This is a genomic window from Capnocytophaga sp. oral taxon 903 (assembly GCF_013394785.1).
GTDB classification, from domain to species: Bacteria; Bacteroidota; Bacteroidia; order Flavobacteriales; family Flavobacteriaceae; genus Capnocytophaga; species Capnocytophaga ochracea.
In genome coordinates, this window is record NZ_JABXYW010000002.1 from 1,760,460 (window position 1) to 1,775,326 (window position 14,867).

Annotated in this window: 9 protein-coding genes; 3 read left to right on the forward strand and 6 right to left on the reverse strand. The window is 39.6% G+C overall.

Features of this window, described 5'->3' with window-relative positions:
• Position 1 precedes the first annotated feature (1 nt).
• Positions 2–739, reverse strand: coding sequence for an MlaE family ABC transporter permease (locus HW279_RS07300; protein WP_009411747.1), 738 nt, complete (start codon positions 737–739; stop codon positions 2–4).
• Positions 740–760: 21 nt separating this feature from the next.
• Positions 761–2,293 (reverse strand): bifunctional phosphoribosylaminoimidazolecarboxamide formyltransferase/IMP cyclohydrolase, encoded by a 1,533-nt coding sequence (purH, locus tag HW279_RS07305; RefSeq protein ID WP_178959040.1) that lies wholly within the window; start codon positions 2,291–2,293, stop codon positions 761–763.
• Between the two features lie 878 nt (positions 2,294–3,171).
• On the opposite strand from purH, the gene HW279_RS07310 reads away from it, so the two are divergent.
• Both HW279_RS07310 and ligA read left to right on the forward strand, forming a co-directional pair.
• Positions 3,172–5,847, forward strand: a complete 2,676-nt coding sequence (locus HW279_RS07310) for a putative LPS assembly protein LptD (RefSeq protein WP_178959041.1) — start codon at positions 3,172–3,174, stop codon at positions 5,845–5,847.
• A 32-nt stretch (positions 5,848–5,879) separates the two neighbouring features.
• Positions 5,880–7,868, forward strand: coding sequence for an NAD-dependent DNA ligase LigA (ligA, locus tag HW279_RS07315; RefSeq protein WP_178958494.1), 1,989 nt, complete (start codon positions 5,880–5,882; stop codon positions 7,866–7,868).
• Between the two features lie 139 nt (positions 7,869–8,007).
• On the opposite strand, the gene HW279_RS07320 is transcribed toward ligA, so the two are convergent.
• From HW279_RS07320 to HW279_RS07335, 4 genes are all read right to left on the reverse strand, one after another.
• Positions 8,008–9,201, reverse strand: a complete 1,194-nt coding sequence (locus HW279_RS07320) for an OmpA family protein (protein WP_178958495.1) — start codon at positions 9,199–9,201, stop codon at positions 8,008–8,010.
• A gap of 114 nt (positions 9,202–9,315) precedes the next feature.
• Entirely contained in the window at positions 9,316–9,606 is a 291-nt protein-coding gene (gene hpf, locus HW279_RS07325; protein ID WP_048747261.1) for a ribosome hibernation-promoting factor, HPF/YfiA family, read from the reverse strand.
• Positions 9,607–9,638: 32 nt separating this feature from the next.
• Positions 9,639–10,562 carry a tyrosine-type recombinase/integrase gene (locus HW279_RS07330; RefSeq protein ID WP_178958496.1) on the reverse strand — a complete coding sequence of 308 codons (924 nt, stop codon included), beginning with the start codon at positions 10,560–10,562 and terminating at the stop codon, positions 9,639–9,641.
• A gap of 226 nt (positions 10,563–10,788) precedes the next feature.
• Positions 10,789–12,036, reverse strand: a complete 1,248-nt coding sequence (locus tag HW279_RS07335; protein WP_106095689.1) for an ABC transporter permease — start codon at positions 12,034–12,036, stop codon at positions 10,789–10,791.
• Positions 12,037–12,818: 782 nt separating this feature from the next.
• Between HW279_RS07335 and HW279_RS07340 the strand changes: the two genes are divergently transcribed.
• The gene (locus HW279_RS07340) at positions 12,819–14,867 is read left to right on the forward strand and encodes an HD family phosphohydrolase (RefSeq protein WP_178958497.1); all 2,049 of its coding nucleotides are present in this window, start codon (positions 12,819–12,821) and stop codon (positions 14,865–14,867) included.

Below are 14,867 nucleotides of genomic sequence, written 5' to 3' on the forward strand. Positions count from 1 at the left end.
TTTAAGCGTAGAACAACTGTGTGAGTACCGAGTTAGAAAGGATAATCACTATACTTGTCCATACAAACGAAACGGTACTTGCTTTCCCAACGTCCAGTGCACCTCCTTTCATATAATAGCCGTGATAGGACGGGATAGTAGCCAAGAAGAAGGCAAATACTATCGTTTTGGTGAAAGCGTATATCATACTGTAAGGTTTGAAGTCGTATTGTACTCCTTGCACAAATTCGGCAGAGGTGGTATAACCACTCATCACCGCTGAAGCCCAGCCTCCTAATACCCCTAAGTACATACCTAAGGCGATGAGAAAAGGCATTAACATTAGGGCTACTATTTTTGGGAATACTAGATAATTCACTGAATTTACTCCCATAATATCAAGAGCATCAATCTGTTCGGTTACGCGCATCGTACCTATACTGGAAGTGATAAACGACCCTATTTTTCCTGCTAAGATGATAGCTGTAAAGGTGGGGGCAAACTCCAATACAATAGATTGACGAGTGGCGAAACCTATGAGATATTTAGGAATAAAAGGGTTATCGATATTTAGGGCAGTTTGTACTGCTACTACCCCTCCTACAAAGAAAGAGATAAAAGTCACGATACCTATTGACCCAAATATTAAATCGTCTATCTCACGCAAGATAAGGTCTTTCATTATCGACCAGCGGGTGCGTTTACGAAAGACATCATAAAGCATTATAAAATAGCCTCCTACGGCTGCAATGTGTTTCATACGTTGTTTAAAAAGCGTTTATTAGTGTTTAAAATGTCGTACTCCTGTGAACACCATTCCCATTTGGTGTGCATCGCAATAATCGATGCTGGCTTGGTCTTTGATAGACCCCCCAGGTTGTATCACCGAGCGGATACCTTCGTTGTGAGCGATTTCTACACAATCGGGGAAGGGGAAGAAGGCATCGCTTGCCATTACTGCATCGTTGAGGTCAAACTGAAATTCTTTAGCCTTTTCAATAGCTTGTTTAAGAGCATCTACACGACTGGTTTGTCCTGTGCCACTTGCAATGAGCTGTTTATTCTTTGCCAATACAATGGTATTCGATTTGGTATTCTTACATATTTTAGAAGCAAAGAAGAGGTCTTCGAGCACTTCAGCTGAGGGTTTTACAGCAGTTACGTATTGTACATCTTCTATGCTATCGGTTTTGAGGTCTTTTTCTTGTACCAAATAGCCGTTGAGACACGAGCGCACACTTGTTGTAGGCATTTTGGCTTTCTTCTGTACTAAAATAATACGATTTTTCTTCTGTTCGAGTATTTTTAGGGCTTCATCGCTGTAAGAAGGCGCAATGATTACCTCAAAGAATAGCGAGTGAATGGTTTCGGCAGTAGCTGAATCTATCTTAGTATTAGAGATGAGAATGCCACCAAAAGCTGATACGGGGTCGCCTGCAAGAGCATCTTTATATGCCTCGTGGATAGTTTTGCGAGTTGCTACGCCACAAGCATTGTTGTGTTTCAGTATGGCAAAAGTAGGGTCGTCACCTACAAATTCAGCCATTAAGTTTACGGCGGCATCTACATCTAACAAATTGTTATAAGAGAGCTCTTTGCCGTGTAATTTATCGAAAAGGGCATCGAAATTACCGTAAAATTCTCCTTTTTGATGAGGGTTTTCGCCATAGCGTAATACTTGTCCGTCGCACTCGTTAATCGCTAAGGTAGGAATTTCTTCTGTTTGATTAAAATAGTTGAAGATAGCGGTATCGTAGTGTGAGGATACTCGGAAAGCCTTAGTAGCAAAGGAGTGGCGCTCTTCCAAAGTAGAGCTACCGTGCTGTTCGTTTAAGATGTACAAAAGGTCAGCATATTGGTTTGCTAATGCCACACAAAGTACATCTTTATAGTTTTTGGCAGCTGCACGAATAAGCGAAATACCTCCTATATCTATCTTTTCAATAATCTCTTGCTCGCTGGCACCGCTGGTTACTGTTTTTTCGAAAGGATATAAGTCTACAATCACTATATCGATTTGAGGAATAGCGTATTGCTTCATTTCTTCAGTATCTTGTGCATTATCCTGACGGTTGAGGATACCTCCGAAGATTTTAGGGTGGAGCGTCTTGACACGTCCGCCGAAAATAGGGGGATAATCGGTGATAGATTCGACGGGAACTACCTCTACGCCTAATTTCTTGATAAAATCTTCAGTACCTCCTGTGGAGTAAATAGTAATTCCTAAGGTTTTCATTCTGTGAATGATAGGCTCTAAACCTGTTTTGTCGAAAACAGATATTAAGGCAGATTTTGCTTGTTTTGCAGTGCTCATTTGGAAAAAAGGTTTCATTTTAGGCTACAAAAATACTACTTTTTATCAATACCAAGCAAACAAAAGATTAAAAAAATGCCAATAATACCAGGAAATGAGGAAATTAGAAAATGAGGAAATTGGAAAATGAGGTGTGAGGTTGAGTTAGAGGAATGAGGCTGTGCCTCAGAAATTAAATAAAAATTAAACAAAATCAAGGCTACGCCTTGTAAACCAGCAGAAGGATTGTTAGTTTGAGATGAAAAAGCGATGTATTGGGACTGTTAGGAGAATTCGGAAGGAAACGAAGATTTTCAGAAGGAGACTAGGAGGTCTTTTGATGAAAAAAGACTATAAGGAGGGTGTGGGTAGCTTATAGAAAGCTTATAGGAAGCTTATACGAATCTTGGACGATTGGTATAGAAAGGGTATACAAGTATTTGACTCATAGTATAATACAGCGATACAAAAAATGGTAAAAAGAGGGTTTCGAGGCGAAAGAAAGAGGAAGAGGTGCTAGGCCTTAGGTCATAGGCACTAGGGGAAGTATGACGGGAAAGGGGAAGTGTAGTGACGGAGAAAGTGAAGGTAATGTGGGGTAAATGTGGAGGAGATTTTAACTTTACTAAAGTTTTAAATTATGGAAAAGTTTGCGATGCAAAAGCGATTTTGAGACTTTTCAAGCATCTCCGGGGTAACGACACAAAGAAAAAAGGGTGAGTGCGGCAACGTTATAGTGAAGGGCTATTGTTTGTAAAATCTTGTGTTTTGGGAGTTGATTTTTTCGTAGATAGCAGTTAATTCAAAAAAAAGTTGTATTTTTGACCCCTCAATAAAACTATACAGAAAGAACTTTGTTACATTATAAACGTCAACTCACTTTCATTATCAGCTTATTAGTGGTAAGCTCCTGTCTTTGGTATGCGGAATCATTTGCCTTTAAGTCGGGTGGTTTTCACTATACAACTCCGTGGGCAGTGCGCGATACTATCAAAAAAGATACAGTAGAGCCTAAAAACGACCGCCGTGGGCGACGTATCAAGCCTAAGAAACCTTCGGAAAAAGCTAAAGATTCCCTTAAAAACGATACGATTAAAAAACCTAAGAATGCCTTGGAAGACATCGTGAAATACAAGGCTAAGGACAGTATTGTGTTCAACAAGGTGAAGAACGAAATCATTTTGTACAACGAAACTAATGTGCAATATACTGATATTGACATCACTGCGGGAATAGACGTGATTAACTATGAGAAAGGCGAAGTGTATGCCGGACGCCTAAAAGACAGCGTGGGAGAATATACCCAACACCCTGTATTTAAGCAAGGTAGTGATGTAATAGAGCCCGATTCGATACGTTTTAATTACCGCAACCAGAAGGCGATTATCCGCAATGCTTATACCAAGCAGGACGAAAACAACATAAAAGGCGAAATCATCAAGAAGGAGAATGACTCTACTTACTTTATGAGAAACGCGATTATCACTACTGCCGAAGACCTCGACGACCCTGATTATTACATCAAAGTGCGCAAAGCGAAGTTCGTGCCTAAGAAGAAGGTTATTGCAGGGTTTAGCAATATGTATATCGTGGATATTCCTACGCCTTTGGCTATTCCGTTCGCTTATTACCCTATGGTATCGGGACGCACTTCGGGGCTTATCTTCCCAACCTTTGGAGAAGTGAATAACCGTGGCTATTTTTTGCAGAACATAGGTTATTACTTTGTAATTAGCGACAATTTTGACCTTTCGCTTACGGGTGACTATTATACCAATGGTAGCTATGGGCTTAGGGCACAATCGGCTTATGTGAAGCGCTACAAGTATTCAGGGAACTTCAATCTTTCATTTGAGAATAACATATACAGTATGAAGGGTTTACCTGACTATTCAGGTAGCCGTATGTACAATATCCAGTGGTCGCATTCCAAAGACGGCAAAGCCAACCCTAATTCCAACTTTTCGGCTTCGGTGAACCTATCGAGCAACAGTAGATATTATCAAGAATCCTACAATCAAGCGAATACGTCGAACTTTTTAAACAACACGATGATGTCGTCTATCTCGTATTCCAAGACGTTCCCAGCGTATCCTTCGATTAACTTATCGCTATCGGCATCGCATTCACAAAATACGAATACGAAAAGTATTGATATGACACTCCCTTCGATGCGTGCGAGTATGGAGCGCATTTATCCTTTTGCCCGTGAAGGACAAACGAAGAAAGGACTTATCAAGAGTTTGAATTTCCAGTACAGTATGCAAGCTGATAACCGTTTTTCGACCTATGACAGTTTGTTCTTTACTAAAAAAATGTTTGACGAGGCGAGAAACGGGGTGCGACACTCTATACCAGTGAGTACAACTGCTAAGCTATTTAAATACGTTACCTTAGGGTTGAACTCATCAGTAAACGAGACGTGGCAATTTAAGACAATTCGCCGTAAGGACTTCAACAGCAATACGGGCAAGGTGGGTATTGACACCCTCAGCGGTTTTGACCGTTTTATGACGTACAACCTCGGGGCGAGTCTCGGTACGACTATCTACGGTACTTTCCGTTTTGGCAAGAACGCTAAAATACAAGCTATTCGCCACGTGATGCGACCCTCGGTGAGTTATGGTTATAATCCTTCTTTTGACCAGTATTACGATTATTATATTTCGGACGCTTATGGCAACCGCTCACAATACACCCGTTTTGAGGGGGGTATCTACGGTACGCCAAGTTTGGGTGAGTCGCAATCGATAGGGTTCTCATTGGCAAACACCTTTGAAGCCAAAGTGAAACAAAAAGATAGCACTGATGCTGAGCCGAAAAAAGTAATGCTCTTGAACAGTCTCAATTTCAGTTCTAACTACAACGTGATTACCAAGCAGTTTAGTCCGCTGAACATTACGGGGGGTACTTCGTTCTTCAACGGGAAGCTCGGGGTGAACTTTGGGGCAACACTCAACCCTTATGCAATAGACAACAACGGACGACAAATGGAGAAATGGAATATAGACAACGGCGGTAGTCTTTTTAGGCTTACTAACGCCAATATTTCTACTAACTATTCATTCTCGAACAAAGATAAAAAAGACAAGAATAAAGACAAACAGACGGGTAACGTAGCGGGAGGACGTACTGATGACCTCTTTGGGTCGTCGAAACCGCTAAGCGAAGTGCAGGATATGGATAAGAATCGCAAAGAAGGCGAGGATAAAGAAGAGAAGAAGACCTTTTACAAGGCAGTTATCCCTTGGGACATAACCTTAGCACACTCGCTTACTTATAGCAATCAGGCACGCGAAAATAAGATATCCAACAACTCGCTAATGTTCTCAGGGAACGTATCGCTCACGCCCAAATGGCAGGTAGGAGTTTCGAGCGGTTATGACTTTGTAAACCAAGGATTCACCTATACCCAATTACGTTTTGAGCGCGATTTGAGCAGTTTCCGTATGAGTTTTCAGTTCACTCCGTTCGGTTATCGCAGTTCGTGGTATTTCTTTATCGGCATCAAAGCCTCAATGCTTTCAGACCTAAAATGGGAGAAGAACAAAGAGCCAGATAGGGTCTTAAGGTAAAAGGTAAGAGGTAAAAGGTAACAAGGAAAATTATGAAAGAAAAGATACAACAACTTCGGGAGGAACTCAATGAGCACAATTATAACTACTATGTTTTAGACAATCCTACGATTTCGGATTATGAGTTCGACCAAAAGCTTAAAGAACTACAAGCCTTAGAGCAAGCATACCCAGAGTTTTACGATGAGAATTCGCCTACTGTACGCGTGGGAGGTTCTGTTACTAAAAGTTTTCCAACCGTAGTACACGAATACCGTATGTACTCGTTAGATAACTCTTATTCTAAAGAAGACTTAGAGGAATGGGAACAGCGTATTATCAAGACGTTGGGCAGTGACCAAATTAACTTTACTTGCGAACTGAAATACGACGGTGCTTCTATAGATTTGTTGTACGAAAACGGCAAGCTTAAACAAGCTACTACTCGTGGCGATGGTATTCAAGGTGACGATATTACCGCCAATGTGCGTACGATTCGTTCAGTACCCTTGCAACTAAAAGGCGATTACCCTGAACGTTTTTACATTCGCGGGGAGATAGTAATGCCTAAAAAAGCCTTTGAAAGCCTCAATAAAGAACGTATAGCAGCTGGCGAAGACCCTTTTATGAACCCTCGTAACACCGCCAGCGGTAGTCTCAAATTGCAAGATACTGCCGAGGTTGCTAAACGAGGTTTAGATTGCTTGTTGTACTTTTTGGTAGGGAACACAGGTATAAAGAGTCAGTTTGAGAGTTTAGAAAAAGCACGCGAATGGGGCTTTAAAGTACCTAATATTTCCAAATTGTGCCATTCTACTGCCGAAGTGATGGACTTTATCAACGAATGGGATACCAAGCGCCACACTTTGCCTTATGAAACTGATGGAGTAGTGGTAAAGGTAGATAGTATTTCCCAGCAAGAAGAGTTAGGATATACTTCAAAATCACCGCGTTGGGCAATGGCTTACAAGTTCAAAGCAGAACAAGTAGACACTGTTTTAGAGAGTATTTCCTACCAAGTGGGACGTACGGGAGCTATTACTCCGGTGGCAAATCTCAACCCCGTGTTATTAGCGGGAACCGTAGTAAAACGCGCTTCATTACATAATGCTGACCAGATTGAAAAGCTTGATATTCGCATAGGCGACTCGGTATATGTAGAAAAAGGCGGGGAGATTATCCCTAAAATTGTAGGCGTGAACTTAGATAAGCGCGAAGCAGATGCTCAGCCCGTGCAATATATCACCCATTGTCCTGAATGTGGTACCGAGTTGGTGCGTAACGAAGGCGAAGCGCAACACTACTGTCCTAATGCTTATGGCTGTCCGCCCCAGATTACAGGTAAGATTCAACATTTTATCTCACGCAAAGCAATGGATATAGAAGGCTTAGGTGAAGAGACAGTAGAACAACTCTTCCGTGCTGGTATTATCCATACTTATGCTGACCTCTATGAGGTAACCGTAGAGAAATTGCTCCCCTTAGAGCGTATGGCACAAAAGAGTGCTGAGAATATTGTTAAAGGTATTCAGAAATCAAAAGAAATACCTTTTGAACGCGTGCTTTTTGCTTTGGGGATTAGGTATGTAGGAGAGACTGTTGCTAAGAAGCTGGCACGCCACTACAAAACGATTGAAGCCCTAGAAAATGCCACTATCGAACAGTTGGTGGAAGTAGATGAAATAGGGAACCAAATAGCTAGCAGTATAGTAAACTTCTTCGCTGATGACTACAACCGTCAACTCATCGATAGGCTGAAAGGCTATGGCTTGCAGTTTTCGATTAATGAACAAGCTACCGAAGGTCAAACTGATACCCTCAAAGGGCTTACTTTTGTGGTCTCTGGAATCTTTCACTTGTATTCACGGGAGGAACTCAAAGCCCTTATTGAACAACACGGAGGTAAAGTAGGGTCATCTATCTCTTCTAAAACTAATTACGTAATAGTAGGCGATAATATGGGACCAAGTAAGAAAGAAAAAGCCGAGCAATTAGGTGTGAAGATGATTAGTGAAGAAGAATTTAATGCAATGATTTTGTAAGTAGAGTTGGATATCCTTTTATGCTATAGCCTTCTCTTTGTTTGTTAAAATAAATAATCCTTCTCATAAAAAGCAATGCCCCCAAAAGTATTATCTTTTGGGGGCATTTGTCATTATTATTCTAAATTGATTATACTTACTATTTCAATTCAAAAGTTGTTTTACGAGCTAACTGACGTGCTCTTGAAGAGTTCTTATCAACACTTGCATCTACGCCTTTTCCTTCGGCAGTAATACGAGAGCCATCAATACCTGCTTTCACAAGCAAATCTTTCACAGCATCAGCACGTTTTTGTGATAAAGTTTGGTTGTACTGAGTACCTCCTAATTCATCAGCATAACCATTAATATTAATGTGTGCATTAGGATTAGATTTCATATATTTAGCTACAAAATCTACAGCCCAAGAAGATGATATCTGTGGTTTAGATGAATTAAAATCAAAGTAAGCATTGATATAACCTTTTCTGATAAGGTCAGCAGCTACATCATCATCTTTTACTTCTCCGTTTTCACCTACTTTATCTTTTGCTTTATAATTGTCGTTTAAGTAGCTTTCAATTTCATCAGGAACGTTGTTGCCATTAGCATCGTTCATTTTGTTTTGCTTGTTAGCCACTTCGCTCTTCAAATCAGCAACATTATTTTCAAGGTTAGCTACGCGTTGAGCTACTTCTTCTAATTCGTCTTTTTTAGAAGTTGCTGCCCAATCAGCGTGTTTACCGTGTTTACCGAGAGCAATGTTTAAACCAGCAGTAAGGGTAAAGTGGTTTCCTTGGAAGCCTTGTTGTCCATTAGCTGACTTAGTGTCATAAGTAAGTTGTTGCTTACTATTGATGTACATTGACGCATCAAGCAAAAAGGCTATACGGTTAGAAATTCTCAGCTGAGGGGTAAGACCTACTGTAAGAAATGCTATTTGGTCGGGTTTAGAAATATAATCACTATTAAGCTGTGAATATCCAAAACCTGCGTGCAATAGTAATCCTAAGTCACTTGTCCATTCTTCAAAGCTAAGAACACTCGCAAGGTTTGCTACCCCTTGTAGGTTTACATTCCAAAGTCTAGATTCAAAATTAGGTGTATCGTCATCATTTTTAAAAACGTCGTAACCACCGCCTAAGCGAACCCCAAACTTGTTGTTTGCCATATAGCGCACACCTGCATTTGCGCTCCATAAATTAAGCGTATTAGTATTATACCCACTTGTAAAAGGAGTGGTAGGTTTATTAAACCCTCCATTTATATCAATAGACCATTTGTTATAGTCATTCTGTTGTGCTTGGACTCCAAAGAAAACCAATGAAGCCAATAGTAAAATGCTTCTTTTCATTACTTTCTGATTATATAATTATACAAAAACTGGGGCAAAGGTATAACTTTTTTTTGTATTCAAAAAGTTTTTAACAAACTTTAAAACTTCTGCTCTTCTCTATTGCATAAGTTTTTAGTGCTTATCTTTGTGTCTTAATAACATTCTTTCCAATGGTGTGATAGCACTATCAACCCCTTCTTCAAAAGTCTTAAATTGTTTCTTTACCACAAGACTTTCTCCTGGGATATGTACTTTCACTTCTACTATTTTATTTTCTTTGGTATTGGTATTTTCCAACTTCAAATGCACATCTGCTTCGATAATCCTATCGTAAAAATTATCGAGCTTATCAAGTTTTTTCTGAATAAAGTCTACTAATTTTTGGTCGACTGTAAAATCAACTGGGTGTACGTGTACTTTCATAATGTTTACAAATTTAAGGTTTAACAATTCAATTATTCTTCCTCATTGCTATTGCCGTTTGCCCGAGGGTGTGCTTTCTTATACTGCTTTTTGAGTTCAGCCAAGCTGGTGTTCGTATACACTTGGGTAGAAGCCAAGCTGGAATGCCCCAGTAGTTCCTTCACAGTATAAAGGTCTGCTCCATTATCTAACAAATGACTCGCAAATGAGTGTCTCAATACGTGAGGACTCACATCTTTCTTTGTTGTTACGACACTAAAATACGAATTAATAATTCTGTATACCAGCGTCGAATATATCTTTTTACCATTCTTTACTAAAAATAGATAATCCTGGCTTTTTTCATTCTTTACCTCTTCTCTTAAAACCAAATATTCTTTAAGAGTGTTTTCAAGCTCAGGAATAATAGGTATATACCGCTCTTTATCACCTTTCCCAAGCACTTTTATTTGCTTTTGTTCAAAATCCACATCGCTTACTTTCAGTCCAGCCAACTCTGAGCGACGTATACCCGTAGCATAAAGCGTCTCAATCACTGCCCTATTCCTCACTTCATCAAATGAGTCCTTCGATGAAAAAAAGGACAACACCTTTTCAATCTCAGCTTCCGAAAAAGGCAACTTGTGCTTCTTCTCCGTTTTCAATAAAAATATACCTTTCTCGAACGGACTTATTTCTATCTGTTTCGTCTTCTTCAAGAAATTGTAATAAGTCTTTAAAGCCGATAACTTCCTATTGATACTCCTAAATGAAATAGTTTCATCCGATAGGTGTATAATCCATTTCTTTATATCTTCTTGGTCAGCTTGTTCCAAACAGCAATCTTCCCCTTTTTCCTCATATAGATTCTTAATAAACTTCTCAAAACTCCTAAGGTCGTGTTTATAAGCCTCAACTGTATGGTCAGAATATTTCATCTCTATCGAAAGATAAATAATAAAGGCGTTGATAGACATAGGTTAAAAATTTAGTTGATTAGTAAACTCAGTTTCTCAAGCAAGGCTTTCACCTTTCTTCGCTACAAAATAAGTAAATATTTTTGACATACTCCATAAAAAAAGTGTTAAATTTTAAGATGAAGTGTTAATTATTTTTTTACTTGTAGAAAATGAGAGAGTTATATTTCTCTTTTTCTTCCTATAAAATTTCTTTTCTTCCTAAATATATTGAAATCACTTTACATTACTGTCCGGTTCTAATCGCTTCCACAGGATTGAGCCGTGCAGCCGACGATGCAGGTATAATACCCGAAAGCAAACCTACTACAAACGAGATTCCTAAGCCTATCGCTACGTTCTTAAACGATAGCACAAAGTTAAACCCATCACTACTACTCGGAATAATAAAAGTTAGTAACCACACAAAGAACAACCCAAAAAGTCCTCCGATGATAGCCAAAAGCACCGCTTCAAACAAAAACTGAAACAAGATAAACTGGTTTTTAGCTCCTAACGACTTTTGTACGCCTATAAGGCTCGTGCGTTCTTTCACACTCACAAACATAATATTAGCAATACCAAAGCCCCCTACCAAGATAGAAAAGCCTCCTATAATCCAGCCTACCACATTCATCATACTAATCGTCTCGTCTATCATATCGGTAAACGACGATATTTTATTGACAAAAAAGTTATCTATATCCTCAGGTTTGAGTCCGCGATAAGCACGGAATTTCTGGCGCAATACCGCTTCATACTCCGCCATATCTACTCCTTTTTTAGGCTTTAACACTACTCCACTGGGTAGCCCTTGTGGGCCTGTGTTCATAAATCCTCTTACAAAATTAGCTGGCACATAAGCATTATCATCGGGACCTCCCCCCAGTTCGCCATATTTTTTCAGTACCCCAATAACTGTGAGTCGGCGACCAAAAATGCGTATCTCTTTATTCATAGGGTCTTCCTCACCAAAAAGCTGTTCAGCCAGATTATGCCCTAATATAACTACCGCAGTACCGGCATTCGCTTCAGCTTCGTTGTAAAACCTACCTTTTTCTATCCTAATATCACTTATTTGTTCAACTCCTGCTGAAGTAGATTGTATAGTAGGCGACGGAATCGTTTTGCCATTGTATTTTATCGTCGAAAATACCCCAAACAATTCATACACCACAGCTTCAGTATTAGGTATTTCGCGTTTCATAAATTCGTATTCCTGATAGCTAACTTGCGGAAAGTTCAAGCGTTGCCAACGGGGTACATCGGTAGGAGCAAAAGAGAATTTAGAGACGTTTATCATATTCTTGTCTAACCCCGAAAGGCTCTCCTGAATACTTCTATTCAGCGAATCAACCGCCGCTAATACCGATATAATAGAGAAGATTCCCACCGTTACACCCAATAACGAAAGGAAAGTACGGAGCTTATTGTCTCGCAACGATTTGATTGCGAAGTTAAAACTCTCCTTTAATAGCTGCAAATAAATAAACATAGGTCAGTTATACTTGTATTTCTTTTTTGCAAATGTACATTATTTTTTTTAATTAAATACGAAATATTTTTTTCTTTCCTCCGCTTCTTCTTCACTACACTCCCCTTTTTGAAGATAGCCAGCGAGAAGTTTTCACCACATTCCCTTCATCTTTGCCGTCACCACATTCCCCTTTTGAAAATAGACAGCGACAGCTGGGTATGTGCCCCGCGAGAGCCGAGTATGTGTAAAGGGGGAGGTTTCTTTTGATTTTCCGTCACACTCCCTCCTAGTGCCTATAGCCTAAGGCCTAGTGCCTTTTCTCTTTCTTTCGACTCGAAACCCCATTTTTGGCATTTTTGGCATTGTTGTATTAAGCTATTAATCAATTTTTTACACACCCTTTCTATACCAATCATCCAAGATTCGTATAAGCTTCCTATAAGCTCTCTATAAGCTACCCCCACCCATCTTACACCCTTTTTTCATCAAAATCCCTCTTAACCTTCTTCCGAATCTCTCCGATATCTTCCGAAAGTTCAGAACCTCTCTAAGATTCTCCAAAAACTCCGACCAACCTCTCTCCCCATTTCACAAGGCGTAGCCTTGATTTTGTTTAAAATTTGTTCAATTTCTAAGGCACAGCCTCATTCCTCTAACTCAACCTCGCACCTCATTTCCTCATTCTCTCATTTCCTCATTCTCTCATTTCCTCATTTCCTCATTTTTTCATTTCTTGGTATTAAAAAATTATTTCTTATCTTTGCATTGCATTTACATCTACATTTGAGAAAGGAAAAACGATGATAACGCTCAAAAATATCAAAGCATTTATTAAAAAATCACTTGTGTTCAAGGTTTTAGCCTTTGCTGTAGCCTTAGTACTCATCTTGCAAGTATTTCCCGAAAAAGCGAAATTTAAATACGAATTTCGCAAAGGAGAGCTTTGGCAACACGAAAACCTATATGCCCCTTTTGATTTTCCCTTAAAGAAAACAGAAGAGCAAATAAAAGCCGAAAAACAACAAATAACCAACCAATCTACGGTGTATTACAAGCAAGATACTACCGCTTTTGTGAGTGCTAAGCAAAAGTTTGAACAGAAAAAGTACGCTTATTTCAAACATCTGCCCGATGATAAACGAGAACTCTTGCTTAAAAAAGCTGAGGCTTTTTTAGCGGAAAGCTATCGCAATGGAGTGATGCTCAATCAGCCTGCGTTTAGTCCTTCTGAAATCTTCATTATCAAGCATAACAATCAAATAGTAGAAGTACCTGCCGAACGTGTGTTATATCTTCAACAGTTGGCAACAGCTATTAAAAACTATTTCGATACCGCTCCTTATAATGAGTATCACAAAAATTACTACGACCTTTTCTTTGAAATCCTTACTCCTAACCTCGTAATCGACCAAAATTTCACTCAAAAAGCACTTACTCAAAACCTTAAAGAGATAGTCTATACGCGCGGTTGGGTAAATAAAGGGAAACTCATCATTGCCAAAGGTGAATTGGTAGAGGGCGAAAAACTGAATACCTTGCTGTCGCTCAAAGACGAGTACGAAACCCAAACGTGGAGTCAGAACAACTATAATTGGTCGCTTTTAGGTTATTACACGTTAGTAGCTATGGTATTGCTACTGATGGCGTTATACTTAAAAATATACGAAAATAAATTATATAAAAGCAACCTTAAATTGAGTGTTATTTTACTCAATATGCTCAGTATGATTCTTTTCGTAGGGCTCATTTCAAGGTATTTCCCCGATTATATCTATATTGTCCCCGTAGGAATGATGGTGCTCATTCTCAAGTCGTTTTTCGATTTGCGTACCGTCCTCTTTGTGTATATCAGCACCATACTCATCACAGGCTTTATTGTGCCCAATAGCTTCCAGTTTGTATTCATACAGATTGTGGCTGCTATGGCTATCATTCTCACCCCTAAGGGAATGCACTACCGATTGAGCAGTTTTGTATCGGCGGGGCTCATCACGGCTGCCTATTTAATTATTTATATCGCTTTCCATACCATTACCGAAGGAACACTCAAAGGACTCGATATCTCTCTACTTACGCTCTTTATCCTCAATGGTATTGGTATTCTCTTTTCGCAACCCTTTACGTATATCTACGAACGTACTTTTGGCTTAGTTTCCGATGTCTCTCTCTTAGAACTCTCCGATACGAATACCAAGCTCTTGCGTCAGCTTTCCGAAAAAGCTCCAGGCACCTTCCAGCACTCTATGCAAGTGGCTAATCTTGCCGAAGCTGCTGCTGCCGAGATTGGAGCTAATACCCTCTTGGTGCGTGTAGGTGCCCTCTATCACGACATCGGTAAGATGGAAAACCCTATTTACTTTACCGAAAACCAAAAAACAAGTCTCAACCCTCACGACCAGCTCACTCCTGAACAAAGCGCTAAGGTGATTATCAAGCACGTAGCCGATGGAGTAGAACTCGCTCATAAAAACAAACTGCCAAAACGCATTATCGATTTCATTAAAACCCATCACGGGCGCAGTCTTACTTATTATTTCTATCGCAAAGCCTTAGACTTAAATCCCGAAGGTACTAAGGAAGAAGATTTCCGTTATCCAGGTCCTATTCCTTTCTCCAAAGAAACTGCTATTCTTATGATGGCTGATTCGGTTGAAGCAGCTACTAAGAGCCTCAAAAATCCTACCTTCGAAGCTCTCAATGAGTTTGTAGACCGTATTATCAAAAAACAGTTGGACGATAATCAGTTTGCCAATTCCGATATATCTTTCAAAGAAATCGAAGCTATCAAACGCATATTTAAAAGCAAACTTACCAATATCTATCACGTACGCATCGAATACCCTGAATAA